The organism is Pantoea sp. PvP021 (assembly GCF_054056055.1).
The window spans coordinates 644,542-671,365 of sequence record NZ_JBSRXX010000001.1 but is presented as its reverse complement, the minus strand read 5'-3'; the positions used below and the strand labels follow the sequence as shown (position 1 = coordinate 671,365).

Genomic DNA, 26,824 nt, shown 5'->3' with positions numbered 1-26,824 from the left:
CCTCAGAACAGACCGCTCTGGTTTTTCAGTAGCGCTTCCACGTCTTTATCGACTTTGATGTGGATCTCATGTTCGATTTTCACGTTCATGTTGATGGTGATGGGATCTTTAGGTGCCGTGACTTCAATGCGCGGCACGCAGCCGATGCTCAGCAGTCCGGCTGCCAGAACCAGTAGTGCCCTCAGGCTCATGGTGAAGTGTCCTTGTTGGATGGCAAATTCGCATGTTGCTCTAACCAGGATTGCAAATTATCGCCAAAGCGCAGGCTGCGCCAGAGCTGAAACAGGTTTTCCTGATGATGATAGTTGAGATTAACCGTCTGACGACGGTTACTGAACTGGCTGACGCCCTGCACCTGCGCCTCCATAGTGAGGTCGCCAAGATTATCCAGATTGATCGTGGCCCAGCTGCGGGAGACTTCCATATAGCGTAACCAGTCCAGCGCGGCGCCCGTCGCCACGTTATTGCGGGTAATCGCATCCGCCATATCTTTATCCAGCCGGAAGGTCAGCGGACCGCTGTTGGCAATCCACCCTTTCTCCACCAGCCAGTGTGGATTATTGAGCCACAGCGGCAGCTCACCGTTGACCTTGCCCGACATGGCAAACTGTTTAGGTTTCAGCGCCGTCACCAGCTCGCTGAGGCTGATATTGCGCAGCGACACCCGGGCTGGCTCATGCTGCGGCATGCGCAAAGCGGGCAGCGTAATTTGTCCGCCCAGCAGATCAAGGCTGACATCCTGCAACGTCAGCGGCGCCTGTTCGGACCACGGCCAGTTACCCTGCAGGTCAGCGCGAATATTCTGCATCGCAAACTGGTTCTTAACCTCGGCAATGCGCAGTGATACCGGGCCATGCTGACCAAACTGCCATTGCTGCTCATGGAATCTGAACGGCAGCGAGAAGTCGATACCGTTAACCTGGCTGTCAGGCGTCCAGATGCTGCCCTGTTTTACCGTCCAGTGGCCTCCCGCCTGGAAACCCTGTTCACTTGCGGCGGAAAAAGCGACCTGTGCCTGCAAACTACCGCCCTGGATCTGCATTTTCATGTCGGGGCTGAGCAACGGCTGAAACACCGTCAGCGACTGTGCCGGCCACCAGGCCTGGCCGCGCAGCCGTTCGCCATCCCAGCGGCCGTTAACCCGCAGCGGGCCAACCTTGCCCGCTTGTAAACTGCCTCGCCAGATAAAATAGCCGGGATCACGACCTTTAGCCTCAAAGTCGAGCGTGGAATCTGCCAGATGTCCGCCATAGCTGAAGCGGGTCTCTCCTGCCTGCAGGCGGAAATGCCCATTGAACGCCGGATGCGCCGCATCACGCTGCCAGTTTACCGGTTTAGTCAGTGTCAGACGCGGTTTTGCAACGTTGACACTGCCATACGCCAGCTGATTAAAACCGGTGGACAAGGTATCCAGATGGATCAGGGTATCGTGCCAGCCGCCCGTGCCTTTAACATCCCAGCGCGCCTGCAGCGGCAGCATCTCGCCACCTCCCCAGTAGCGCCAGTTCCATTCGCCCTTATCGGGCCAGAAATCATTGGCGCGGCCATCGAGATGCAACCGGAAGCGGCCAAAACTGGCATCGTGCGCATTCAGAATGGCCTGCAGGCGGCCATCAATACCCTGCGAGGAGAGTCGTACGCCCGCCAGCGGCCAGCGCGCTTCGTCCACTTCCAGCGTTGACAGCAACCGGCCCCGCAGGCGCAGCAGCGATTTAGGTTGCAGCACCAGTTGAGGATCGAGGATCGAGCCGCTGAGCACGCCCGGAATGGAGCCGTAAAGTTGCAGGTCGGCCAGCTTGCTTTCGCCGGTTAGCTGAAACGGCAGGTTGCTGTTGGTCAGGCTGAGGTTGCCGGGACCGACGCCGAGCACCACGTTGCCCTTGCCGCCGCGTCCCTGGGTCAGCAGGTTAACGCGACCGCTAATCTCGCTACTTTCAAGGCCAGACTGCCAGTTATCCAGCGTCAGGTTAACAAACCCTGATAGCGGCTGAGCCTCCAGCGGCCAGAAGTATTCGCCCTTTTCAATCCGAATCTGATCGCGGCTGATCTGCCACGTCAGTCTGAGAAGCGGCCTGGTCACTTCGGCCATTGCCACGCGTAGCTCGCCCTGCTGCTGCTGCCAGTTAAGCGTCAGCTTCAGGGGATGCGGCAGCGCGTCCAGCGCCAGCTGTCCGGTCACCTCGCCGTTCACCGGCAGATCAGTGGCAAAGGTGGGTAACGCCAGATGACCACTCAGCGTGACGGGTTCAGGAAGTGCAGGATGGGTGAGCGTCAGGCGACTGATAGCGAGCTGCTGACCGGTCAGCGTTGCCGCCAGCTGCAGATTATCGCCCTGATAACTGAGTTGCTGACGATCTTTTTCCAGCGTCAGATCCAGCGCGCCCGCATACGTCTGCCACGGCGTAACAATTAATTTGCCCAGATGAACGTCGGCGCCAGGCAGCATTGCCTGCCATTCGGCCAGCGTTTTGGGGGCTGCCGTGCTGCCATCACTGGCAGGTAATTTTTGCAGGCAGGTGCTATCCAGCGTCAGCTCTGACGCATTCAGTTTCCAGCGCGACTGATGCCAGCCCAGTGACACCGCCTTTACCGTTGCCAGGGAGCAATCCCCTGCGAGATAACGAAGTTGTGGCAACCACAGGCCACCCTCCCGCCAGCGCGGTGCGCCCGACAGCTCAATGCGGGTATCTTCAGGTAGCCAGATGCCGACCAGCCGCGGCAGCCATTGCGTGACAGTCAAGATCAGGCCGAGCAGCAGCAGAATCAGCGCCAGAATGGCGGCCAGCCGTCGCCGGAACATCCGTGGCATAAAAGCCATAATCCTTTTCCTTACAGTATCCTGACAACGATGATGGCATGTAATCTGCCAGAGGTGAAGGTCTGCGCCGGACACAAGTCAGCTGTTTCAGCAAAGTCAGTCAGAAAACGTTATCCTTGCTCTATCACCTCTGCAGGAGCACAACGATGAAAATCGCGGTTTACAGCACCAAACATTACGATCAGAAATATCTTGAGCAGGTCAATCAGCAGTTCGGCTTTGAACTGGTGTTTTTTGACTTTTTACTCTCTGAAAGCACCGCCAAAACCGCTGTGGGTTGCGATGCTGTCTGTATCTTTGTAAACGATGACGGCAGTCGCCCGGTGCTGGAAGAGCTGGCCGGGCTGGGTGTGAAATACATCGCGCTGCGCTGTGCCGGTTTCAATAATGTTGATCTGGCTGCTGCAAAAGAGCTGGGTCTGGAAGTGGTGCGCGTGCCGGCCTACTCACCGGAAGCGGTCGCTGAACATACTATCGGCCTGATGATGACCCTGAATCGCCGTATTCATCGCGCTTATCAGCGTACCCGTGACGCAAACTTTTCGCTCGACGGCCTGACCGGTTTTAACATGCATAACAAAACCGCGGGTGTTATCGGTACCGGTAAAATCGGGATCGCGACGATGCGGATTCTGAAAGGTTTTGGTATGCGGCTGCTGGCGTATGATCCCTACCCGAGTGAGCAGGCGCTGGAACTGGGCGCGGAATATGTTGATCTGAAGACGCTGTTTGCTGAATCCCACGTCATTACCCTGCACTGTCCGCTGACGCCGGAGAATCATCATCTGCTCAACGCCGATGCGTTTAAACAGATGCGTGATGGGGTGATGGTTATCAACACCAGTCGGGGTGGTCTGATTGATTCACAGGCGGCGATTGACGCGCTGAAACAGCAGAAAATCGGCGCGCTCGGCATGGATGTTTATGAGAATGAACGTGATCTGTTCTTTGAAGATAAGTCGAATGATGTGATTCAGGACGATGTGTTCCGCCGTCTGTCGGCGTGCCATAACGTGTTGTTCACCGGCCATCAGGCGTTTTTAACCGCCGAAGCGCTGACCGCCATTTCTGAAACGACACTGAATAATCTCAGCCAGCTCGACCGCGGTGAAAACTGCCCGAACCGACTCTCTGCCTGACTGTGCGGGCCGGAGCAATCCGGCCTGATCATCAGCGCGCGCAATTCCCGCCAATTAATGCCTGCTCATCACAGCGACGGCCATTCACTAACTGACACATCCCCACTCTCGATCCATCCAGCTGATGCGAAAATGCCAGCGTTCCGCCCGCGTTCGAACAGGTGCTTTCTGCCAGGGAAGACATCACCACCCGTGGCTGGATGTGGGCGGCGGTGGCTTGTTGTGGTGGCTCGTTATCATCACTGTTGCTGCTGCAGGCAGAGAGTAATAACGCGGCACCGGCCAGCAAAAAGGTGGCTGCTTTCATCAGTCGGACTCCGGGAAGTGGGGGAAAAGGCTGGCTCAGCATATGTCAGGCAGCACAACGGGTCGAGAGGTGAAACAGCTTTTTACAAAATTCTCCGGCGTCATTTGCAAGCAGAATTATCTTGTTTACCTGTTATCGCTGAACTGCCACTCTTTTTTGGCCCTTATTAATTCGGAGTAAAGCCATGTTAATGGATATGTTAATTCGCATAGCGCTGGCCGGTATTCTCGGCGGCCTGATCGGCATGGAGCGCCAGATGCGGGCCAAAGAAGCGGGACTGCGTACCCATATTCTGGTCGGTATCGGCAGTGCGATGTTTATGCTGGTATCGAAATATGGCTTCGCCGATATGCTCAACAGCGAACATGTAGCACTGGATCCCAGCCGTATTGCTGCCCAGGTAGTCAGCGGCATGGGTTTCCTTGGCGCAGGCACCATTATGATTCAGAAGCAGGTGGTGAAAGGCTTAACCACGGCGGCGGGATTATGGGTGACTGCGGCGATTGGTCTGGTGATTGGTAGCGGCATGTATGAGATAGGCATTTATGGCACAGTGCTGGCACTGGTGGTGCTGGAAGTCTTCCGCCGCCTGAGCCATTTTCTCATCGGTAAACATCATACGCTGCTGGTTTTTCTTAAGCCCAAAAGTGTGCCGCTGGTGCTGCTGGTCATGCAGCGGGAAGGCATTCGCTATGGCAATGTGACGGTGATTAATCGGGATGAGGAGAGTGGTCTGTGTGAGCTCAGCGTTCAGGTAACGCTGTCCCGCAAATCAAACGATGCTCACCTCTACGATAAGGTCATGGAGATCAAAGGAGTTCAGTCGCTGGAGATGATGTAAATTCCTTTCCATAAAGATCATTCCTGCTGAACACAGGCCGTTCAGCGCCAGGACGTTGCAGAAGGGAGTTATCGGTATGCACTGCCTTCTGCCCTCTCCATCAGATTCATCTATTATCATCATCATGCAGCCTGACCTGAGATATAGAGCCCGCCGGGAATTAATGTCATAATCCGTGATTGTTTATTAAGGTAACCATTTATCCGGTGAAAAATGCGCCAGAACTCTGACCATCGTGACGAAACCCTGTCCGCTTCTGTACGTAAAAGTAGCTGGCCGGTACTGAGCATGCTTATCTTTACGCTGATTGCGGGCGCTATGACCATCATGATGATCCTGGATCATCGTAATTCCGTAAATAATGCGCTTGAGACCGGACAGTGTCTGGTGGGGGAAGGCGCTGAAAGTTTGCTGGAAATGCTCAGACATTTTTTACATCATGCTTATCGCTGGATTTTTAAAGCCTGCGGCTAGCAATAATAAATTCAGTGCAGCAGGAAATGCAGTAATCCGTGTCGGTTTACCAGCAACAAAACGCCGCAATACATGACTGCAACATAGCAGAGTAAAAAGAGTATCAGCGTCAATATAAATCGGACACCATAATTTTTTATATCGTGAGTGTTTACCGGATGTCTCATCGAATTTAAAGTTTGCTCCGTCCTTATTCACCTATATAGCCAGCAATTTAACGATTTGTTACGCTGCCCGCATTACCATGATGTGCGGAACGATGAAGTCACAGCAAGTCTCTCAGGAAAAACAGTTATGAGTGTAAAAATTAAAGCCGCCCTTTTTAACTTTCACATTCACTTTAATGGCTTTAATTTCACCCGTCTGCTTTGAAAAGCAACAGTTTTGGACGTGGCGATATGTGCCAGTAAAATCGATTCAGATTTAATGGGATACAAAAAACACTGATGCCTGTGCATCTTACGCATTCCCAATTATAACCCGGCAGTGTCAACGCATATTCAACAGCAGCGTTTTTCAGATTCAGGCGATAATAAAATTAACAATGCATCAGGATATTTAATTACCTGCAGATTTATAGCAACAATTCGAAGGAAATTCTCAAATCAGATAAGCATAAAAAGAACGCCGTTTAGGCATGATTGATTAATAGCGGTGCATGCTCTTTTTTTTGTTAACTGGTCGCTCTGATGAAATATCTGTTAATTATCTCAATCATTTTTATGACTGCGGGTTGTGCGGCAAAAAAAGAGAATGCGCGGGCTGATGCTTACCAGGCATCATTGCCATCCTGTTCTGCGCACAATGATGAAATCGATTGCCAGTGGAAAGAGGTGCCAGCCAGCTGACATCGCATAGTTGAACTCTGTTCGTGTTGTCTCAGCCCGCAATTTTTGGGTAATGACCTGTTAAGGCCTGCCCTCTTTTTTCACTGAGTACCGCCGCATCGATTTATGTCGCTGCTCCCTTAACGGGTAGTCTCTGCCGGATTCCCAGGGCGGCTATCGGCTGATTACTTCACTCCAGTACTGGCATTCGCGTCAACAATCCGTACCATACGCAGCATATTCGTGACACCGCAGTGAAGTGTCTGGCTGAACGCGCACGGCAATTGGCCCTTTAGCTACGCTTTCTGGATTTTGAGATAGGTAAAAATGCAAGATAATCAAACGGTTGACAAGAAAGAACAGTACAACCTCAATAAACTGCAAAAACGTCTGCGTCGTAACGTTGGCGAAGCCATTGCAGATTTTAATATGATTGAAGAAGGCGACCGCATCATGGTCTGCCTGTCGGGCGGCAAAGACAGCTACACCATGCTGGAAATTTTGCGCAGTCTGCAAAAAAGTGCGCCGGTCAACTTCAGCCTGATTGCCGTTAACCTCGACCAGAAACAGCCGGGCTTCCCTGAGCATATCCTGCCGGAATATCTCGAGTCGCAGGGCATTGAGTATCGGATTATCGAAGAAGATACCTACTCCATCGTCAAAGATAAGATCCCGGAAGGCAAAACCACCTGCTCACTCTGCTCGCGCCTGCGCCGTGGCATTCTCTATCGCGTCGCGACTGAGCTGGGCTGTACTAAAATTGCGCTGGGCCACCATCGCGATGACATTCTGCAGACGCTGTTCCTGAACATGTTTTACGGCGGAAAAATGAAAGGCATGCCGCCAAAGCTGATGAGCGACGATGGCAAGCAGATTGTGATCCGTCCGCTGGCTTACTGCCGCGAGAAAGATATCATCCGCTTCTCAGAAGCGCGTCAGTTCCCTATTATTCCGTGTAACCTCTGCGGTTCTCAGCCGAACCTGCAGCGTCAGGTGGTAGCCGATATGCTGCGAGACTGGGATAAGCGCTATCCTGGCCGTATCGAAACCATGTTCAGCGCGATGCAGAATGTGGTGCCGTCACATATGGCGGATATCAACCTGTTCGATTTTAAAGGCATTAAGCATGGCGATGCGGTGGTTGACGGCGGGGATCTCGCCTTTGACCGGGAATCTCTGCCGCTGCAGCCTGTTGGCTGGCGGGCTGATGAAGAGGATGCCCCGGATACCAGCGCGCGTCTGGATGTGATTCAGATTAAATAAGTGCTGGAAGCGTTAAGGGCGTGCTGCTGGCAGCACGCCCTTTTTTTATATGTTGCGATGCGGTGGTGGATCCATTATCGGCGGAAATTCCGGATCTGTCGGCGGATCAGGCTGGGGTTGTGGCTGAGGAATAGGCTCAGGAATCGGGATCGGATCCGTGGGGATCGGCTCGCTGTTAAGAATCGCGCTCATGCCGTACTCCTTTTGTTGCGAATGGACTTTAAGCTTAGGTAAGGAACGGCGTTACAGCCAGGCGGGCAAAAAAAAAGCCGGCACACGGGCCGGCATGTTTCGAATTAAATGTGCTATGCATTAATTCTAAATTAGGAAGTAAGACAATATGGAGCGCAACGCCCATCGCTTGACGTTGCATTCACCTGCGAGAGAGAGTTTGCGTCAGCAGCGACAATGGGTTCTTGATGTCGATCAGCTTTTGCGTCCTTTACGGGATTTTCAGCTCAGATAACCGATACGCTACGCATAACGTTAGAGCCAGCGCCGCTTGCGCAGGTATCCCGCTACCCCGACGGCCAGTGCCACCAGCAGCAGACAGAAGATAGAGAAACCGTATCGCCATTCGCCGCCTGGAATACCCCCCAGGTTGACGCCAAACAGGCCGGTCAGGAAGGTGGCTGGCAGAAAAATCATCGCCATCAGTGACATGGTGTAGGTACGTCGGTTCATCGACTCCGCCATCGCAGAAGCAACCTCATCAGCCAGAATCGCGGTACGCGCCACCCCCGCATCCAGATCATCCAGCCCGCGTCCCAGCCGATCGGCGATTTCCTGCATCCGGCGGCGTTCGGTGTCATCCATCCAGGCCAGTTTTTCACTGGCCAGCCGCGCATAGACATCCCGCTGCGGTGCCATATACCGCCGCATCACAATCAGCTGTTTGCGCAGCAGGCCGAGTTCGCCTCGTGCCGGCATCCGCTGGTCAAGCAGCGCATCTTCCAGCTCAATGATTTTGTCATGTAAATCTTCGATAAACTCGCTGGTGTGATCGGTCAGGGCATCACAGATATCGACCAGCCAGCTGCCGCAGTCAATCGGGCCGTTACCATTCTGCAAATCCGTGAGGACTTCATCGACGGCAGAAACTTTACGCCGCCGGGTCGAGACGATGAGTTTATCGTTGATAAACACCCGCATCACCACCAGCTGGTCGCGACGCGCATCGCTGTTGTGGTTGACGCTGCGCAGCACGATCATAAAGCCGTCGCCCAGCCGGCTGACGCGTGGACGCATACTGTCGCCCGCTAAGGCGTCTCGCACGGCATCAGGGATTTGTGTCGTCGACTGCAGCCATTCCGCGCTCTTACGGTGGGTATAGTTCAGATGGAGCCAGCAGGGCTGCTCACACTGGATGACTTCATCTTCAGCAATCGGGATCATCCCGCCCTTGCCATCCAGCTGGCAGGAAATTATGGCATCTGAAACCTGTAACGCTTTTCCTTCAATTACGTCCACACCGTCGCCTCACCACTAAAATCAATACGATACAGTCTAGCGTGACGGTGTTGAGTTGCAATCTCCGGGCTGTGTAGAAAGATGTCAGAGGGTGGCCGGTTGACCGGCCACCTGCACTCAGTGCTTTTCAATCCACAGTTCGCGACTGTAGGCGACATCTTCAGGGTTAGTGATGGGATAGCCTTTGACCCAGGGTTTAATCAGGCGGCCATTGGTGTACTGATAGATGGGGGCGATCGGGGCCTGCTCAGCCAGGATCTGCTCGGCACGGTTGTAATCGCTGTTACGTACCTGATCGCTGGTCTCCCGGCTGGCTTTGGCGATAACCGCATCATAATCCGCGTTGCTAAAGCGCGCGATGTTGCTGCTGTTGCCCGACGTCAGCAGATTAAGGAAAGTGGAGGGTTCATTGTAGTCACCGACCCACGAGGCGCGGATCACATCGAAGTTTCCGCTGTTACGGCTGTCGATATAGGTTTTCCACTCCTGGTTCTCCAGCGTGACATCCACACCGAGGTTCTTTTTCCACATTGAGGCCACAGCAATCGCAATCTTCTGGTGGCTCTCAGAGGTGTTGTAGAGCAGTTTGAGTTTCAGCGGCTTGCCGGGACCGTAACCGGCAGCAGCGAGCAGCGATTTAGCCTGTGCATTCAGGCTGTTCTGATCGTGCTGTTGCATGAATGTGGGCAATGGCTTAAAGCCTGCTGTCACATCTGGCGTAAAGTGCCACGCCGGTTTCTCACCGGTGCCCAGCACTTTTTCAGCAATCACTTTCCGGTCGATAGACCAGGAGAGCGCTTTGCGAACCCGCACATCGGCCGTCGGCCCTTTCTGCGTGTTAAACGCGTAGTAATAGGTGCCTAACTGGTCAGGTGTGTAGACCTCTCCGGGCAGAGTTTTCTTCAGTAGCGCATACATGTTTTTCGGGAAGGATTCGGTGATATCAATATCGTTGGATCGATAACGTTTAGTGGCGCTCGACTCTTCATTAATCGGCACAAAAGTCACTTTCGTCAGCACCGAATGGGCATCATCCCAGTAGTGAGGATTACGTGTCAGTACGATTTTTTCGTTCACTACGCGTTCGCTGAGCTGATAGGCCCCGTTGCCCACCAGTTTGCCGGGTGACGTCCAGCTGTCACCCTGTTGCGCAATAATTTTCTGCGGCACCGGGAAAAGCGCCACGTTAGCCACCAGCGCCGGAAACCACGGCACCGGACGATCCAGCGTCACCTTAAGCTGGTTTTTACTCTGTGCGACCACACCCAGCTTGTCGGGCGTCATTTCGCCTTTGGTTATCGCTGCCGCATTTTGAATACCGCTTAAGCCCGCGAACCAGGCAAAGGCTGAACTGTTTTTCGGATCGACCAGGCGCTGCCAGCTGTAGACAAAATCCTGAGCCGTGACCGGATCACCGTTCGACCAGCGCGCGTTATTACGCAGCGTAAAGACCCAGGTTTTGTTATCACTGCTGCTCCAGCTCTGCGCCACGCCCGGCACGATTTTGCCCTGCGAATCCTGATTGGTCAGCCCTTCAAACAGATCGCGTATCACCTGAATTTCAGGCAGTCCTACCGCTTTAAGCGGATCGAGCGAAGCGGGTTCATCTTTAATATGGCGAACGATCTGCTGCTGTTCAGCCAGCTGTGCGCCAGCGGGTGGATTCGCCGCGATGGCGGGTGTGATGATGCTGCTCAGGCTGATTGCTGCCAGCGTCATGCGAAAGGTCTTGACCATTATCACTCCTTTACCCCAAAGAAGCGCTGCATCAGTCTGTTGCCGATGCAACTTGTGCAGGGCACTTTAGCGCAAATGGCTGACAGATAAATAGCTATTTTCCGCGCACGGCTTTTCCGCTACTTTTAGTAAAACCCTTTGAGGAAATAACTATGTCGCCACTCCATCCACGTCCCCTGCGCGGCAAACTGGACGTCCCCTATCAGCAGTATGGCCGCTCAGTGCTGGGCGCGCCGCTGCTCTGGTTTCCGGCGCCGCTGGGCGATCCCGAGAGCGGGTTGATTCTGGCGGGCACTCACGGTGATGAGAATGCGGCCATCGCCACCCTCTCCGCCGCATTACGGACGCTGCCTGATGGAATGCGTCGGCACCACGTGGTGTTGGCGGTCAATCCTGATGGCTGTCAGCTCGGACTGCGCGCGAACGCAAACGGCGTCGATCTCAACCGCAACTTTCCGGCGGCGAACTGGCAGTCAGGCGAGACGGTGTATCGCTGGAACAGCGCTGCCGATGAGCGTGATGTGGCGCTCTCGACCGGCACTCATCCGGCTTCTGAACCGGAAACCCAGGCGCTCTGCGCGCTGATTCATCAGCTGAAACCACGCTGGATCGTCTCATGGCATGAACCGCTGGGCTGTATTGACGACCCGCATCAGGCAGAGATTGGTGGTTGGCTGGCCAGCCACACCGGCCTTCCGCGGGTCAGCAGCGTTGGTTATGACACACCAGGCTCATTCGGCAGCTGGTGTAAAGATCTCAGCCTGCCCTGCGTCACCGCTGAAATGCCGGTGATTTCAGTGGATGAAGCCACTGAAACCTACCTGGAGATGATGGTTAATCTGCTGCGCTGGCAGCAATGATCAGCTGACCGTTGCGCACTTTAATCGCCGGTTCTGCATCCACCGCCAGCCAGGTCGGCCCGTCGAGATCGGCAAAGCGGGTCTGCGGCACCAGCGGCAGTGCGGCGCGTATCGCCCGCGAGGTGCAGAGCATGCAGCCGAGCATGACCGCAAAACCCTGCTGCAGAGCCGCATTGGCCAGCGCCAGCGCCTCGGTCAGCCCGCCCGCTTTATCCAGCTTAATGTTGACCATCTCATAACGACCTCGCAGTGCCGCCAGACTTTCGCGGGTGTGACAGCTCTCATCGGCGCAGATCGGTAATGGATGGATAAAGTTCTCCAGCGCCGCATCCTCACCCGCTGGCAGGGGCTGTTCCAGCATCGCCACATTGATGTCCGCCAGCAGCTGACAGCGCGCCGCCAGACCTTCAGCGTGCCAGGATTCATTGGCATCCACAATCAGGGTCGCGTCCGGCACGGCGGCGCGAATCGCCATCAGCCGTTCGGTAATGAAATTATTATCCAGCTTAATCTTCAGTAGTGTTGCCCCATGCTGCCACAGCGCCAGCGCGCTGCTGGCCATCGCCTCGGGAGTATCAATGCTGACGGTCTGCGCGGTCACCACATCCTCCGGTGCAGTCACGCCGCTAAGCTGCCAGAGGCTGCTCTGCTGCTGGTGTGAGGCGAGATCCCATAGTGCGCTGTCAATGGCGTTGCGCGCCGCCCCGGCGGGCAGCGCCTGTTGTAACGCCTCGCGCGTCATGCCCTGTTGCAGCGCGGGCAGCAGCGCGGCGATTTGCGCCAGCACCGACGCCTCGCTTTCACCATAGCGCGCATAAGGCGTCGCTTCGCCAACGCCTTTTACTCCGTCTTGCTCAATTTCAACCACCACCACTTTGACTTCAGTCCGGGTTCCACGGGCAATGACAAACGGCGTGTGCAACGGCCAGGCTTCGGGATAACTTTTTACCGTTCTCATTTCCACTCCACAATGTGTGACGCAGTGGCAGACCGCCACGTTAAATTCCACAATTGAACTCGTAAACCCTTAACATTTATGTCATAAACAACGGCTATCTTTAGCCGTTTTGTGTCAGATCTTTTTTATCATTAAAAGGAATCACTATGTCTCAGACTGTTCATTTTCAGGGTAATGCCGTACCGGTTGCTGGTCAGTTTCCTCAGGCTGGCGATAAAGCCAAAGCTTTCACGCTGGTAGCGAAAAACCTGGTTAACGTCGCGCTCTCTGAGTATGCAGGAAAACGCAAAATTCTGAACATTTTCCCGAGCGTAGATACCGGTGTCTGTGCTTCATCGGTGCGCAAGTTCAACCAAGCGGCAAGCGAACTGAATAACACCGTGGTGTTATGCATCTCTGCCGATCTGCCGTTTGCCCAGTCGCGCTTCTGTGGCGCAGAAAACCTGAACAACGTGGTGACGTTGTCGACGCTGCGCGGCTCGGAGTTTAAATATGATTATGGCGTGGAAATTGCCGATGGTGCGCTGGAAGGTCTGACCGCACGTGCCGTAATTGTGCTGGATGAGAATGATAAAGTGATCTACAGCCAGCTGGTTGATGAAATCACCACTGAGCCAGATTATGACGCTGCGCTGACCGCGCTGAAGTAATAAAAAAAGCGGATAACCGAGTTATCCGCTTCAAACTGCTGGCAAACCCGTATCAGGGTGGTTCTGGCAGCAACGATGAAGCTCAACGCACAGGGAACCGGGTCAGAAGAGGAAAGCGTCACGCGCCAGGGAAGGCGCGTGCCGAGCGTGTCAGGGATGACGCCTTTTGCGTCTTTCCGATCTGACCCGGTTCCCTGAGCAGGCTCAGCCTCAAAGCCAGATGGGCCAGACTCTATCGACCATATCCAACGGATAATCAGCTTACCCACTTCTCACCTGCAGTCCGTCCCTTATTCGCTTTCGGTGCGCTTCTGCCCCAGACCATACTCCCGCAATTTATTCGCAATCGCCGTATGCGACACACCAAGCCGTTTTGCCAGTTTTCGGGTGCTGGGATAGGAGAGATAGAGTCGCGTCAGAATTGACCGTTCGAAACGGCTGGTGATCTGATCCAGCGTCCCTTCCAGCGCCTCATCACCCAGTGACACATCCAGTGCCTGTTCAGGCAACACGATATCCTGCGGACGCAGTTCGTAACCTTCCAGTTGGGTTAACGCCCGATAAAGCGCATTTTTCAGCTGACGCACGTTGCCAGGCCAGGCGTAGCGGGTCAGAAAAGCGTTAAGCTGCGGCGAGAGTCGCGGACGCGCCATTCCCTGCTCATCCGCAAAGCGGGCAACAAACATCTCGGTCAGCGGCAGTATATCCTGCGGACGATCGCGCAGAGGCGGCAGTTGCAGCGTCAGCACATTGAGCCGGTAAAAGAGATCCTCGCGGAATTCCCCGCGCTGCACCAGCTCAATCAGGTTTTTCTGCGTAGCGCAGATTACCCGGACATTGACATGCACTTCATGCTCTTCACCGACTCGGCGGAAGGTGCCATCATTGAGAAAACGCAGCAGCTTGGTCTGCATTCTCGGCGACATCTCACCAATCTCATCCAGCAGCACTGAGCCGCCGTTAGCCTGCTCAAAAAATCCCTTCTTACCTTCCAGCGCATTCGGATAGGCTCCGGCGGCATGACCAAACAGCTCGCTTTCGGCGACGTCGTCGGGCAGAGAGGCACAGTTCAGCGCCAGGAAGGGATTCTTGCCGCGGGCACTGCGCAGATGGCAGGCACGTGCCAGCATATCTTTCCCGGTGCCGGTGTCGCCAACAATTAGTAAAGGCGCATCGAGCATCGCCAGTTTCCGCGCCTGATCCACCACCTGACGCATCTTCGGCGTGACAGCAATGATATGGTCAAACTCCGATTCATCGGTGACCACCAGATTCTGCAACTGACGACCCATGCGGGCTGTCGACTTCAGCATCACCATCGCCCCCACTGGCCTGTCGTTCTGGCCCTCTTCGCCCGGCAGATAAATAGGACGCGCTTCCATCAGAAAATCGCGGCCCTCAATGACCACATGCTGCGCCTGCGCTTCAACCCGATCGCTCTCCAGCCAGCGCATGAAGTTGAAGCCGTTAATCAGGTTACCGGCGCTGAAGTTGCGCATCTTCTCTTCATCAAGATTAAACAGGTTCTGTGCGGCCGGATTAGCCAGTTCAACCTTGCTTTTCAGATCGATGGAGAAAACCGGATCCGGCATCGCCACCAGCAGGGCGCTCAGCGCACGATGCTCGCGTTCAGAGGGCATGTACGCTACCGTGCGCACATCTGTTACGCCCGGTGTACGCCGGATTTCAGCCATCAGATTGCTGAAGGCGTCAAATTCCAGTGCAGAAAAGTTCAGGTAGATGCGGCCCAGCGCCGTGATTTCGATACCGCGTAAATCAATGTTGCGTGCCACCAGCAGATCGAGCAGTTCACGCGTCAGACCGAGTCGGTCCTGACAGAACACTTCCAGACGCATTGCGTTCGCCTTAATCAGGTTCAGATAACACAATAATACGCTAAGTCGCGCACCTGCAGAAAGGGATCTGTCAGGAAAAGTTGACAGCTCCGACGCGTATGGCGGACTTTTGTACTGCCCGAGAAAATCCTGATGAGTGGTCACAAATGTTTGCCGGGATGGCGCATTTTATCAGGGAGAAAAATGGAATGGCCTACACGCTGCCAGCGGATCCGGTGATCACTGATGAGTCGGGCTGTCGGGGTGAGTGTCTGGTCATCGACTCCCGACAGGTGCTGCGCCAGCCACACTAAAGAATAAAGGCGGCAATGCCGCCTTTAATTTGTCACGAGAGCGTCAGGCTGACTTATTACCGCCCTTCTGCAACGCCTCTTTCAACTGGCCCAGCAGCTCACGACGGAAATCGCCGAGCCGTGGTTTATCCTGCTCCAGCCACGGCAGTGGACGGCACAGCTCCATCGCTTTGATGCCCAGTCTTGCAGTCAGCAAACCCGCGCCAATGCCCTGCGCGGCGCGCGTGGAAAGACGGGCGGCAATATCCTGCGACATCCAGTCCATACCCACTTCCCGCACCAGTTCGGAAGCCCCGGCAAAGGCCATGTTGAGCAGCACCAGACGGAACAGCCGGATGCGGCTGAAGTAGCCCAGCTCAATGCCGTAAATAGCCGCGATGCGATTGACCAGCCGCAGATTACGCCAGGCGATAAACGCCATATCCACCAGCGCCAGCGGGCTGACCGCAATCATCAGCGTGGCTTCCGCAGCATGACGGCTGATTTCGCGCCGCGCCTGCCGATCCAGCACCGGCTGCACCAGTTGCGCATATAAGCGGACAATTTCACTGTCATTGTGGGTTTCGTGCAGCGAGGCATGCCAGCGCTGCAGGGCCGGATGCGCCTGATCCAGCTCTGCCTGCTGCGCCAGTTTTTCGCAGAAGGCCCGGCCTTTGCCGATGCCATGACTGTGCAGCAACTCACGGCCCACATCCCGTTCCTCGGCGCGCTGACGCAGCTGATAGAGACGACGCCACTCGGTGGTCAGCGCACCCACACCCGCCAGGACGATCAGACCACCCGCCACGCCGCTGCCCAGTGAAAACCAGTCGCGGGCCAGCCAGGCGTCATGTGTCCACTGGACACCCTGCGCAATCACGCTGACGCCAAACAGCAGCACGCCAGCGGTCACCAGTTTGCGCCACAGGCTGCGCTTAGGTTTCAGCGCAGCCTCCACCGCCCGTTCGCCTGCGCCCTCCTCTTCGACAGCGACTTCTTCATCCTGTACCGCCAGAAACGCCGCCTGCGCTTCCGCTTCAAAAGTCTGTGCCGGGCGCAGCGGCGTGGCGCTGTTCTCATCCAGCGGACGGGCAAAATCGATACGCGGCTTCAGCGGATCACTCATCGCAATTTATCTCCCAATAAAAATTCCAGCGCGGCATCCATGCGGATATGTGGCAGCGGGCGATCGACGTCAAGCTGCTGCGGCCGGAACTGTTCAAACTGAAAACCCTGCTGCTGCCAGAAGGCATTACCGGGCAGACGCGGCGGGACTTCACCCGGATAGACGGTGAGCGGCTCACCATCATCCAGCCGGTTTCCGCGCAGGGCCGGGATCTTCTCGCCCCGGTGATCGACCAGCCCGCTCTGCGTCGCCTGCACCGACGCCAGCCCGATGCAATCCATGCTAATCCCCTCAAACGCCGCGTTCTGCCAGGCATCCTGCACCAGCTGCTGCAACAGTGACACCATATTGCCGTGCTGATCGCTGGTGATGTGATCGGCCTTGGTGGCGGCAAACAGCAATTTGTCGATTACCGGTGAAAAGAGCCGACGAAACAGGGTTCGCTGACCGTAATGAAAACTCTGCATCAGCTGCGTCAGTGCCAGCCGCATATCGTTAAACGCCTGGGGTCCGCTGTTAAGTGGTTGCAGGCAGTCAACCAGCACAATCTGGCGGTCAAAACGCAGGAAATGATTTTTATAGAAACCTTTCACCACATGCTGACAGTAGTAGTTAAACCGCTGCTGCAGCATGCTGAAGTTACTGCCCTTGTCCGCCTGTGCCAGCTTAGTGAGTTGCGCTTCATCAGCCGTCGGCCAGGGGAAGAACTGCAGCGCGGGGGCGCCTGCCATATCGCCAGGCAGCACGAAGCGACCGGGCTGAATAAAGTGTAAGCCTTCAGATTTACAGCGATGCAGATAGTCGGTCCAGGCAGCGGCAATCTCTGCCAGCTGGGTTTCATCGGCGGGTGCAAGCGGGTCGAGTTTTTCGCAGAGGGTTCGCCAGGGCTTTGCCCACTCAGCACGATCGCCCTGCAGCAGACCGTTCATCTGCCGGGACCAGGCGAGATAATCCTGCGCCAGCATCGGCAGATCCAGCAGCCATTCGCCGGGATAGTCGACAATCTCCAGATAGAGTGTCGCAGTCTCTTTCAGGTGACGCAGCAGCGAATCATTGGGACGATAACGCAGCGCCAGTCGCATTTCGCTGACGCCGCGGGTGGGTGTGGGCCAGGCAGGCGGCGTGCTGTAGAGCTGTGCCAGCCCTTCGTCATAGGTGAAACGGGCCGTGCCCATGTCACGCTGGGGTACCCGCTTTACGCCTAACAGGCGCTCATCCCGCACCACGGAAAACAGCGGCAAACGCGCGCCGCTGTGAACGGTTAAAAGCTGATTAACCAGTGAGGTGATAAAGGCGGTTTTGCCGCTGCGGCTTAATCCGGTTACCGCCAGCCGCAGGTGGCGATCAACGCCACGGTTCATCAACGCCATCAATTCAGTTTGCAGTCTTTTCATCTTTCTCCCTGATGAAGCGCGATGCCACCCGGTTCATCACGCGTTTCAGCAATGGCTCAAGCGCCACAGCCAGCAGCAGACGTAACGGGCGTCGCGCTACCGATTTCACTGCCCAGCCAGTGACACCGGCGGGACCGTAGGTAACAGCATTAATAATGATGAATTTAGCGGCCGACTTCAATGCAGGTGCCGCGCGGTGACGAAAAGCAGTGGATCGCGAAAAAGACATCAACACCTCCATTGAGTGAGCGAACGGGCCTGAAACAGGCCCGGCAATAACAGTAGCAGAATCAAATCTGGCGGAAGCGGCTGCGCACGCTGAAGGTTTCAGACGTCACATAGCGTTCCAGGTCGCGCACGCTACGCTCATCCCGTTGCAGGGTGCTCTCCAGCTGATCCAGCAGTTCACTGGCGCTGGGCTGGCGCTCAGTCTGGGAGGCAGAGGCGGGTTTCACATCCAGCACAAAACCCAGCACAAAGTAGGCGATCACCGTAAAGAGAAACAGGCCAAAGAACAGCGATAACACCACGATGACACGCAGCAGACGAACCGGAATATCGAGATACTCTGCCAGGCCTGCGCAGACACCCATAAATTTCCCGTCATCTGGCTTGCGCCACAACTTGCGTCCTTTAATCATGGCTGCCTCCAGTTTGGATGTTCGGCGTCCAGAATCGCTTCCAGCGCGTCAATACGTTCGCGCATCCGCTGCGCGTCCTGGGTCACGCGCTGCAGGCGCTGGATTTCGCTTTGCGACAGTTCCGAACCGCCGTTGCGTTTGTTGTTGTAATGCAGCCATAACCAGATCGGTGCGACAAACAACACGAAGATCGTTAACGGTATGGCGAAAAAAAGTGCGCTCATTGACTCTCCTTAATCACTTATCGCAACGTCGATGATTACTCACTGCGGTTCATTTTGGCTTTCAGCGCATTAAGCTGCTCGCTGATTTCATCGTCCGCTTTCAGGTCAGTGAACTCCTGGTTCAGCGTCTTTGGTTTACCAAAACCGTGGCTTTCTGCTTCCGCTTCCATATGGTCGATGCGACGTTCAAAAGATTCAAACCGTGCCATTGCTTCATCGATCTTACCGCTGTCCAGCTGACGACGAACATCGCGTGATGAAGAGGCCGCCTGATGACGCAGCGTCAACGCCTGCTGGCGGGCACGTGTCTCACTCAGTTTTTTCTCCAGCTCGCTGATTTCGCCTTTCATGCGCTCCAGCGTCTCTTCAACATGACCCACTTCCTGTTTCAGGGAGGCGATAAGATCGGTCAGTTTCTGTTTTTCAATCAGCGCCGAACGGGCCAGATCATCTTTATCTTTGCGCAGCGCCAGCTCCGCTTTTTCCTGCCACTCAGCCTGCTGAATCTCCGCCTGATCAATACGGCGTGACAACTGTTTCTTTTCAGCCAGTGCGCGTGCAGAGGTGGAGCGCACTTCAACTAAGGTGTCTTCCATTTCCTGAATCATCAGCCGGACCAGTTTCTGCGGATCTTCCGCACGCTCCAGCAGGGAATTAATGTTGGCATTAACGATGTCGGCGAAACGAGAAAAAATACCCATAATGATGTTCCTCTTTTAATGTTTTAAAACGTGAAGTCCTGCTGAGTTAATACAAAATGCGTGCCAATTTTATAATTTATTGATTTTTATCATATTTTAAATTTTACAGCCCTTCCCGCTTGTTTTAAGATAGTCAAAATGATTAAGGGGTGGCGAAATTCATCATGACAGGCACTAGCGATAATCTCCTGGGAGAGTCGAACAATTTTCTTGAGGTGCTGGAGCAGGTTTCCAAACTGGCTCCCCTTGAGAAACCGGTACTGGTGATTGGTGAGCGTGGAACGGGCAAAGAGCTGATCGCCAGCCGACTGCACTATCTCTCTGACCGCTGGCAGGGGCCGTTTATCTCGCTGAACTGTGCCGCGCTGAATGAAAATCTGCTCGATTCTGAACTGTTTGGTCATGAGGCTGGCGCCTTTACCGGCGCGCAGAAGCGCCATCTTGGCCGTTTTGAGCGTGCTGACGGCGGCACGCTGTTCCTGGATGAGCTGGCAACGGCACCGATGCTGGTTCAGGAAAAGCTGCTCAGGGTAATTGAATATGGACAGCTGGAGCGGGTCGGCGGCAATCACTCCCTGCAGGTAAATGTGCGACTGGTCTGTGCGACCAACGAAGACCTGCCCGCGCTGGCGGCAGCGGGAAAATTCCGCGCCGATTTGCTGGATCGTCTGGCCTTTGATGTGGTGCAGTTACCGCCACTGCGCGAACGACGCAGCGATATACTGGTGATGGCCGATCATTTCGCTATCCAGATGTGTCGCGAGCTCGGCCTGTTACTTTTTCCCGGCTTTACCCCACGGGCACAGCAGGCTCTGCTTGATTACCACTGGCCCGGCAACGTTCGCGAACTTAAAAATGTGGTGGAGCGCTCGGTCTATCGTCATAACAGCAGCGAGCAGCCTCTGGATAATGTGATTATCAACCCGTTTGCTTCACGCCCTGAACCGATTGCTGTCATCCGGACCAGTCAGGAGGCGGATAGCAGCGCGCTGCCTGCCCTGCCGCTGGATCTGCGTCAATGGCAGAATCAGCAGGAGCGGGATCTGGTGGAAGCCAGCCTGCAACAGGCACGTTATAACCAACGCCGTGCGGCTGGCTTATTAGGCGTCACCTATCATCAGTTGCGCGCAATGATGAAGAAGCACGATATAAAAGCAGAGAGTTAATTAACGCCGCCCCAACCTATGATTTTTCTCTGCTTTGTGAATTAACAACACGGTATAAACCGGGCTGTTTTTCACGTTGAGCCACCTATCCATTATGTGTTGTGCGACTTAGCCCCCATTTTTTCAGGTTGCCTGATGGCAGGAACCAGACCGACGCCAGCGGTAGCCATCACCACGGCCAGCGCTGACATCAGCAATACAGCACTCATACCAAAGTGTGTTGCCAGCGGACCCGCGACCAGTTGTCCAAAGGGAATGGCGATAAAGGAACCCATCGCATCATAAGCGTACACGCGAGCCAGCTTATCCGGTGGGATATGAGTCTGTAATGAGTGCGCCCAGGTTACGCCGAACAGGCCCAATGACATGCCAGCAATGAAGAATCCCACTATCAGCAGTGCTGCTGACGCATCCTGGCTCAGCATAAATATTGGAAGTGCGCAAAGACCCGCCAGCATCGCGCCAATCAGAAGGTCACGACGTGGATGCCATTTCATGGCCAGAAATGAACCTGCAATTAAACCTACGCTATGAGCAGCCACAATAATTCCCCATCGCGCCCGCCCGAAAGAGGCGTCAGCAATCATCGGGCCAAATACCTCTACAATTCCATTGAACGCGACGTTGATAATGGCGAACTGAAGGACTATCGACCAAATCCAGCTTCGTCCGGCGAACTCTGCCCAGCCTTCTTTGATATCGAGCAGGATATTGCCTTGCGAAGCCGCGGCTTTATTCGATTTCACACGGATCAGGAAATAGAGCGGCGCGGAAACAGCAAAACCCAGCGCATCAATTGCCAGCCCCCAGCCCGGCCCGACAGCGCTGGTGATAATTCCCCCCATCGATGCCCCCATTACCGTACCGCCATAAATACCCAGCTGAATTAACGCGTTAGCCTGACGCAAATCCGTTGCAGGAACTACCTGCGGAACCAGCGCAGACGATGCAGGCAGTGCGATGCCTGCCGCCGCACCATTCAGGGCACCCAGCAAAGTCAGGCTAATGACAGTTGCTGAGCCATCGAGTACAGACCAGGCGACGATAGCCTGAGAAACAGCGGCAACTACTGCCGATGAAACTAATACCCGACTGCGTGAGTAGCGATCGGCGACAACACCGCCCACCAGCAGGAAAAGCACGTTACACAGTGAACGGGACGCAACCACTATCCCTAAATCAGAAGCAGACCCGCCAATATCCAGTACCGCAAAAGCCAGCGCAATGGGTGCAATCCCATTGCCCAGCACGGTGAACAGGCGTCCAAAAAAGAGATAGCGAAAGGATGTATGCTGAAAAGCCTGAACGTTTTTTTGGAATTTATTCATTGCCAGGAAGTGGGTGACCAGAAGATGAGCTTATAGTACCTGCGTTTTTGTAATAGTTAAGTGCGGTTTAATTCAGGACCCGCTTAGCTAAACGGGAGGCCAGCAGAGATAACATCATCATTAACTCACTTTTCTCTCCCGTTTTTTCATCGCCACACCGCATTCAAAGCGCCGGCTCTTTCAGCAGCTTTCCCTTCCCCGTCCAGGCAGGCATGCCACTCTATAAAAACCAAAAAAAAGCCCGCCAACAGGCGGGCAACGATACTGGAAGCAATGTGAGCAATGTCGTGCTCTTCTTCGGCAGAGCTACCGTCGAAGCGCAGATGAATAATAATCATTCTTATTATCATCTGTAAACAAGTTATTGAGAATTTTTCTCATTACCACACCTTCTGTACGCTCTTTTTACCGCCGCGATGATGAAAATCAGTCTGGCAGCGGTTGCAGGTTTTGGGACAATGCCCGCTTTGCGATACACTCTGTTTAATGCCTCAAAATCGTTGAGTTCTATGTCAAAACTATTATGTTCGCTGTTGCTAAGTCTCAGCGTGTTGAGTGCCCCTGCGTGGTCAGCGCCTGCGGGTGATATCCGCCAGACCGGCTTCGTCTATTGCGTCAGCGGCACGCTGAACACCTTTAATCCGCAGATGGCCAGCAGCGGGCTGACTGTCGATACGCTGGCGGCACAACTCTATGACCGCCTGCTGGATGTCGATCCTTACACCTATCGTCTCAAGCCCGATCTGGCGTCCAGCTGGGAAGTGCGCGATAACGGCGCAACGTATCGCTTTCATCTGCGCAGCGGCGTGCAGTTTCAGCAGACGAATCAGTTCCGCCCCACCCGGGCGCTGAACGCCGACGATGTCGTGTTCAGCTTCGCCCGGATGTTTGACCGCAATCACCCCTGGCACAACGTCAATGGCGGCAACTATCCCTACTTTGACAGTCTGCAATTTTCAGACTCCGTGCAGAGCGTGAAGAAAATCGATAACAGGACGGTTGAGTTCAGGTTAAACAGCCCGGATGCGTCGTTCCTGTGGCACATGGCGACCCACTATGCACCAGTGCTGTCGAAAGAGTATGCCGACCAGCTTACCGCGCAGGGCCGGCAGGAAGAGATGGACAGACAACCGGTTGGCACCGGTCCTTATCAGCTCAGCGAATACCGCACCGGTCAGTACATCCGCCTGGCGCGCAATCCTCACTACTGGAAAGGGGTGCCGCGTCTGCAACAGGCGGTGATCGATCTCGGCTCGGGCGGCACCGGGCGGCTTTCCAAGCTTCTGACCGGTGAATGTGACGTGCTTGCCTATCCCGCGGCCAGCCAGCTCACCATCCTGCGCGATGACCCGCGCCTGCGGATGACGCTGCGTCCCGGCATGAACATCGCCTATCTGGCCTTTAATACCCGCAAGCCGCCGCTCGACCGCCCTGAGGTGCGTCACGCGCTGGCGCTGGCGATCAACAATGAGCGGTTGATGGAGTCAATCTATTACGGCACCGCCGAAACCGCCGCCTCGATATTACCTCGCGCCTCATGGGCATATGATAATGATGCGCGCATCACCAGCTATGATCCGGAGAAGTCCCGTGCCGCGCTGGCGGCTCTGGGCATCAGCGATCTGCATCTGCGGCTGGTGGTGCCTGCCGCGTCGCAGTCGTGGAATCCCAGCCCGCTGAAAACCGCCGAACTGTTGCAGGCGGATCTGGCGCAGGTTGGCGTCCGGCTGACCATTGTGCCGGTAGAGGGGCGTTTTCAGGAGGCGCAGCTGATGGCGATGAATCATGATCTGACACTGTCAGGCTGGGCCACCGACAGTAATGATCCAGACAGTTTCTTCCGGCCGCTGCTCAGTTGTGCGGCGATTCGCTCGCAGACCAATTACGCGCACTGGTGCTCGCCGGCCTTTGACGAAACGCTGCAGAATGCGCTGTTATCACAACAACTCTCTGGCCGCATCGACAGTTATGACAAAGCGCAGCAGATTCTGGCGCAGGAGTTGCCGGTGCTGCCGCTGGCATCCTCTCTGCGACTGCAGGCGTTTCGTCATGATATTAAAGGGCTGGTCCTGAGTCCATTTGGCAACGCCTCGTTTGCCGGGGTTTATCGTGAAAGCGATAAGGAAAAGTAAGTGATTATCTATATTTTGCGGCGCCTGCTGCTACTGATCATAACCCTGTTTCTGCTGTCGCTGGTGAGCTTCAGCCTGAGCTACTTTACGCCTGACGCCCCGCTGGAAGGCGCGGCGCTCTCGGACGCCTGGTGGTTCTGGTTTAAAGGGATGCTGCAGTTTGATTTCGGCGTCTCCAGCACCAACGGTCAGGAGATTGGCCTGCAACTGCGTGAGGTTTTCCCGGCCACCATGGAGTTGTGCATCCTGGCGTTTCTGTTCGCGCTGCTGGTCGGGATCCCGCTGGGGATCTGTGCCGGCGTGATGCGCAATAAATGGCAGGACAAAACCATCAGTGCACTGGCGCTGATTGGCTTTTCTGCGCCAATTTTCTGGCTGGCGCTGCTGCTTACGCTGTTCTTCTCGCTGACGCTGGGCTGGCTGCCGGTGTCCGGTCGTCACGACCTGCTCTATCCGGTGCAGAGTGTCACTGGCTTTGCGCTGATTGATGCCTGGATGAGTCCTTCGCCCTGGCGACATGAGATGATAATCAGCGTCCTGAACCACCTGATTTTACCTGTGCTGGTGCTGGCGATGGCACCGACGACGGAAGTCATCCGCCTGCTGCGCAACAGCACCAGCGACGTGATGGACAAAAATTATGTCAAAGCGGCGGCCACGCGGGGTCTTTCGCCGTTTACCGTGATCCGCCGCCACGTGCTGCATAATGCGCTGCCGCCGGTGATCCCGCGTCTGGGTCTGCAATTTTCCACCATGCTGACGCTGGCGATGATCACCGAGATGGTCTTTAACTGGCCGGGTCTGGGGCGCTGGCTGATCAACGCGATTCGCCAGCAGGATTACGCGGCGATCTCCGCTGGCGTGATGGTGATTGGCGGGCTGGTGATTCTGGTAAATGTGATTTCTGACGTGATTGGTGCGGCCATGAACCCGCTGAAACATAAGGAATGGTATGCCCTGCGCTAACGCTCAGGGCGCTAAGGCAAACACAAAATATACATATGGATATTGTCTTTCAGAAGTCGTGCTGAAAGCAGGTATTGATGTACACGAATATTGTTCCTGCAGAAACCGATTTAAGTTCGAAGCGTAAAAATTGATGAGGTGATGAACATTTATGGATGAAGTTGATCTGGCACAGGAGCGAGAAGAAGCGCATCTCGCTACCTCTCTGGCAGCTCGTAAGGCCAAACTCAAAAGCCCAAACGGCTTATGCATCTGGTGTAAAGATGAGTCCGTAGTGGCTGAAACTGCTTTCTGTTCAAGCGAGTGTGATGAGGATTATCACAAGCATCGTCGGGAGCAAAGCCAGCGGATTGTCTGAGAGAGAATGAAGTCACCCGGTCAGGCTATTACGCGGGTGACTCAGATAAACTTGATATAAATGTCAGGCAGCCCTCACAAATATAAAGCAATAAAACGACATCGCTTGATAGATTCTTGATATTTCCTTGCCTTTACGTTGATAAAAAAAATACATAATGCCCTGATTAAATGTCACAACAGAGACCATCTGTCCGGAATTAGTGACAGGAAAAAATAGCATAGGGTGGCTGACATTCAGGAGCCATCTTTTTAACTCGATTTATCAGAACAACTATCAGGTTTAACATTTTATATGAGCCACTTCAAAAGAATGCTTTACGGCTGGGAAAAATCCGACGCTGGCATTTATGAGCACTGTTTTAACCGTTTTGGCGGGAGTGTTAATATGCATCCTGACGTGATCAGGTTTTTCTCATCTCGCACAGGTCATGAGGCAACGTATTTTCATAAAGTAAAGCAAGGTGGCTATATTGCCGCATATGCCCTGCTGGATCACTCACGGATAGGTGTCGATCAATGGAAAAAGTTCCCGCTATCTTATGATGAGATCATGGTGCCAGCGGCTAAAAATGCTTCTATGTGTTTCCCTGAAAGAACCAATAAAATGTCACATTTCAACAAGCACAACTTCATAAATTTTAACTTTTCTTTTGCCCGAAAAAATAAAGTGTGCTTTGTAAAAGAGAGCTATTCAGTAAAAACTGAAAAGAATCGCCGCAACGAATACAACCGGTTCACACGTGCGGGTGGCCGCTGCTGTGATATGAATCAATTCAGCCCAGAAGAGCTGGCAGACTATTATATCTTCCTTTTTAAATCCCGTTTCTCTGACAGCATAACCTGTTATTCCAGAGAGAACCTGATCACGCTTATCATTGCCATGAAAAGGATGCTCTTCGGCTATATTCTTTTTGTAGGGAACGAGCCGTGCGCGATGGATCTGCTCTTCATGGCTGAGAGTGAACACATTATCTATTTTGATGTGCCAAACGGCGGCGTTAACATGAAATATTCGGACCTTAGCCCGGGTAGTTTACTTATGTGGAAAAACATTGGTGCGGCAAGGGACTTCTGTAAACAGACGGGAAAAGAGATGAGGCTTTCAATCGGCTCACTTGATAAAGAATGGACGTATAAGCTTCGCTGGGCGGATGCGCACTCCACGGGGAAAACAATTTTTTAATCTTTCTTAGGAATCAGGCTTATTTTCTGCAACAGAGCGGCTGAAAATTAGCACAAAACGGCGCGTTACTGAATTGCCAGGCACCCATGAAGGGTGTTTAAAGATAAAACGTTTAATCTCAGGGCCGATTT

General features: G+C 54.4%; 27 protein-coding genes. 12 read left to right on the top strand and 15 right to left on the bottom strand.

The features are described 5' to 3' along the window. Positions 1–2: 2 nt before the first annotated feature. Complete coding sequence (locus ACVKSX_RS03050) at positions 3–191, bottom strand: YnbE family lipoprotein (protein ID WP_009090058.1); 189 nt, start codon at positions 189–191, stop codon at positions 3–5. Then, entirely contained in the window at positions 188–2,818 is a 2,631-nt protein-coding gene (locus tag ACVKSX_RS03045) for a YdbH family protein (RefSeq protein ID WP_307379785.1), read from the bottom strand. Before ACVKSX_RS03045 ends, ACVKSX_RS03050 begins: the two co-directional genes overlap by 4 nt. A 146-nt stretch (positions 2,819–2,964) precedes the next feature. Here ACVKSX_RS03045 and ACVKSX_RS03040 point away from each other — a divergent pair, with 146 nt between their 5' ends. Continuing rightward, a complete protein-coding gene (locus ACVKSX_RS03040; RefSeq protein WP_010244644.1) occupies positions 2,965–3,957 on the top strand; it encodes a 2-hydroxyacid dehydrogenase in 993 nt (330 codons plus the stop codon). A 31-nt stretch (positions 3,958–3,988) separates the two neighbouring features. On the opposite strand, the gene ACVKSX_RS03035 is transcribed toward ACVKSX_RS03040, so the two are convergent. Beyond that, on the bottom strand, positions 3,989–4,264 hold the full coding sequence (locus ACVKSX_RS03035) for a putative hemolysin (RefSeq protein ID WP_003853763.1): 276 nt from the start codon (positions 4,262–4,264) through the stop codon (positions 3,989–3,991). A 184-nt stretch (positions 4,265–4,448) separates the two neighbouring features. Here ACVKSX_RS03035 and ACVKSX_RS03030 point away from each other — a divergent pair, with 184 nt between their 5' ends. From ACVKSX_RS03030 to ttcA, 3 genes are all read left to right on the top strand, one after another. Then, entirely contained in the window at positions 4,449–5,105 is a 657-nt protein-coding gene (locus tag ACVKSX_RS03030; RefSeq protein WP_010670214.1) for an MgtC/SapB family protein, read from the top strand. A 213-nt stretch (positions 5,106–5,318) separates the two neighbouring features. After that, positions 5,319–5,579 (top strand): hypothetical protein, encoded by a 261-nt coding sequence (locus tag ACVKSX_RS03025; protein ID WP_163639309.1) that lies wholly within the window; start codon positions 5,319–5,321, stop codon positions 5,577–5,579. A gap of 1,154 nt (positions 5,580–6,733) precedes the next feature. Continuing rightward, complete coding sequence (gene ttcA / locus ACVKSX_RS03020) at positions 6,734–7,669, top strand: tRNA 2-thiocytidine(32) synthetase TtcA (protein WP_354438323.1); 936 nt, start codon at positions 6,734–6,736, stop codon at positions 7,667–7,669. A 486-nt stretch (positions 7,670–8,155) separates the two neighbouring features. Here the strand turns inward: ttcA and zntB are convergent, their stop codons facing one another. Further along, positions 8,156–9,139 (bottom strand): zinc transporter ZntB, encoded by a 984-nt coding sequence (gene zntB / locus ACVKSX_RS03015; protein ID WP_010244630.1) that lies wholly within the window; start codon positions 9,137–9,139, stop codon positions 8,156–8,158. A gap of 117 nt (positions 9,140–9,256) precedes the next feature. Further along, complete coding sequence (locus tag ACVKSX_RS03010; RefSeq protein WP_354438322.1) at positions 9,257–10,876, bottom strand: peptide ABC transporter substrate-binding protein; 1,620 nt, start codon at positions 10,874–10,876, stop codon at positions 9,257–9,259. A gap of 152 nt (positions 10,877–11,028) precedes the next feature. Here ACVKSX_RS03010 and mpaA point away from each other — a divergent pair, with 152 nt between their 5' ends. Further along, a complete protein-coding gene (gene mpaA / locus ACVKSX_RS03005; protein ID WP_158131665.1) occupies positions 11,029–11,736 on the top strand; it encodes a murein tripeptide amidase MpaA in 708 nt (235 codons plus the stop codon). On the opposite strand, the gene ycjG is transcribed toward mpaA, so the two are convergent. Next, positions 11,711–12,694, bottom strand: a complete 984-nt coding sequence (gene ycjG, locus ACVKSX_RS03000; RefSeq protein ID WP_342605893.1) for an L-Ala-D/L-Glu epimerase — start codon at positions 12,692–12,694, stop codon at positions 11,711–11,713. The two genes, mpaA and ycjG, sit on opposite strands and share 26 nt — an antisense overlap. A 146-nt stretch (positions 12,695–12,840) precedes the next feature. Between ycjG and tpx the strand changes: the two genes are divergently transcribed. Next, positions 12,841–13,344 (top strand): thiol peroxidase, encoded by a 504-nt coding sequence (gene tpx / locus ACVKSX_RS02995; protein ID WP_010244619.1) that lies wholly within the window; start codon positions 12,841–12,843, stop codon positions 13,342–13,344. 290 nt (positions 13,345–13,634) lie between these two features. On the opposite strand, the gene tyrR is transcribed toward tpx, so the two are convergent. Further along, on the bottom strand, positions 13,635–15,200 hold the full coding sequence (gene tyrR / locus ACVKSX_RS02990; protein WP_031591537.1) for a transcriptional regulator TyrR: 1,566 nt from the start codon (positions 15,198–15,200) through the stop codon (positions 13,635–13,637). Between the two features lie 80 nt (positions 15,201–15,280). Between tyrR and ACVKSX_RS02985 the strand changes: the two genes are divergently transcribed. Next, positions 15,281–15,493, top strand: a complete 213-nt coding sequence (locus ACVKSX_RS02985; RefSeq protein WP_132498702.1) for a hypothetical protein — start codon at positions 15,281–15,283, stop codon at positions 15,491–15,493. Between the two features lie 43 nt (positions 15,494–15,536). On the opposite strand, the gene ACVKSX_RS02980 is transcribed toward ACVKSX_RS02985, so the two are convergent. The 6 genes from ACVKSX_RS02980 to pspA form a co-directional block, all read right to left on the bottom strand. Then, complete coding sequence (locus tag ACVKSX_RS02980; protein ID WP_122888835.1) at positions 15,537–16,598, bottom strand: YcjF family protein; 1,062 nt, start codon at positions 16,596–16,598, stop codon at positions 15,537–15,539. Further along, the gene (locus ACVKSX_RS02975; RefSeq protein WP_010244602.1) at positions 16,595–17,992 is read right to left on the bottom strand and encodes a YcjX family GTP-binding protein; all 1,398 of its coding nucleotides are present in this window, start codon (positions 17,990–17,992) and stop codon (positions 16,595–16,597) included. Before ACVKSX_RS02975 ends, ACVKSX_RS02980 begins: the two co-directional genes overlap by 4 nt. Continuing rightward, positions 17,973–18,221, bottom strand: coding sequence for a phage shock protein PspD (gene pspD, locus ACVKSX_RS02970; RefSeq protein ID WP_010670225.1), 249 nt, complete (start codon positions 18,219–18,221; stop codon positions 17,973–17,975). The genes ACVKSX_RS02975 and pspD overlap by 20 nt, the downstream gene beginning before the upstream one ends. A 61-nt stretch (positions 18,222–18,282) precedes the next feature. Then, entirely contained in the window at positions 18,283–18,633 is a 351-nt protein-coding gene (gene pspC, locus ACVKSX_RS02965) for an envelope stress response membrane protein PspC (protein WP_354438319.1), read from the bottom strand. Further along, the gene (gene pspB, locus ACVKSX_RS02960) at positions 18,630–18,857 is read right to left on the bottom strand and encodes an envelope stress response membrane protein PspB (RefSeq protein WP_010244592.1); all 228 of its coding nucleotides are present in this window, start codon (positions 18,855–18,857) and stop codon (positions 18,630–18,632) included. Before pspB ends, pspC begins: the two co-directional genes overlap by 4 nt. 35 nt (positions 18,858–18,892) lie before the next feature. Then, positions 18,893–19,558, bottom strand: coding sequence for a phage shock protein PspA (gene pspA, locus ACVKSX_RS02955; RefSeq protein ID WP_010244588.1), 666 nt, complete (start codon positions 19,556–19,558; stop codon positions 18,893–18,895). A gap of 164 nt (positions 19,559–19,722) precedes the next feature. Between pspA and pspF the strand changes: the two genes are divergently transcribed. Beyond that, positions 19,723–20,724, top strand: coding sequence for a phage shock protein operon transcriptional activator (gene pspF, locus ACVKSX_RS02950; RefSeq protein ID WP_010670227.1), 1,002 nt, complete (start codon positions 19,723–19,725; stop codon positions 20,722–20,724). Positions 20,725–20,816: 92 nt separating this feature from the next. Here pspF and ACVKSX_RS02945 read toward each other — a convergent pair whose 3' ends face one another. Both ACVKSX_RS02945 and ACVKSX_RS02940 read right to left on the bottom strand, forming a co-directional pair. Continuing rightward, positions 20,817–22,052, bottom strand: coding sequence for an MFS transporter (locus ACVKSX_RS02945; protein ID WP_346451098.1), 1,236 nt, complete (start codon positions 22,050–22,052; stop codon positions 20,817–20,819). 146 nt (positions 22,053–22,198) lie between these two features. After that, on the bottom strand, positions 22,199–22,390 hold the full coding sequence (locus ACVKSX_RS02940) for a hypothetical protein (protein WP_354438318.1): 192 nt from the start codon (positions 22,388–22,390) through the stop codon (positions 22,199–22,201). A 171-nt stretch (positions 22,391–22,561) separates the two neighbouring features. Here ACVKSX_RS02940 and sapA point away from each other — a divergent pair, with 171 nt between their 5' ends. The 4 genes from sapA (at position 22,562) to ACVKSX_RS02920 (ending at position 26,693) form a co-directional block, all read left to right on the top strand. Next, a complete protein-coding gene (gene sapA, locus ACVKSX_RS02935; RefSeq protein ID WP_064691354.1) occupies positions 22,562–24,184 on the top strand; it encodes an ABC transporter substrate-binding protein SapA in 1,623 nt (540 codons plus the stop codon). Further along, positions 24,185–25,150: a putrescine export ABC transporter permease SapB gene (gene sapB / locus ACVKSX_RS02930; RefSeq protein ID WP_010244573.1), complete on the top strand. Its 966-nt coding sequence runs from the start codon at positions 24,185–24,187 to the stop codon at positions 25,148–25,150. Between the two features lie 151 nt (positions 25,151–25,301). Next, complete coding sequence (locus ACVKSX_RS02925) at positions 25,302–25,508, top strand: TraR/DksA C4-type zinc finger protein (protein WP_033769145.1); 207 nt, start codon at positions 25,302–25,304, stop codon at positions 25,506–25,508. A 294-nt stretch (positions 25,509–25,802) separates the two neighbouring features. Continuing rightward, a complete protein-coding gene (locus ACVKSX_RS02920) occupies positions 25,803–26,693 on the top strand; it encodes a GNAT family protein (protein ID WP_033779098.1) in 891 nt (296 codons plus the stop codon). The last annotated feature ends 131 nt before the right edge of the window (positions 26,694–26,824 follow it).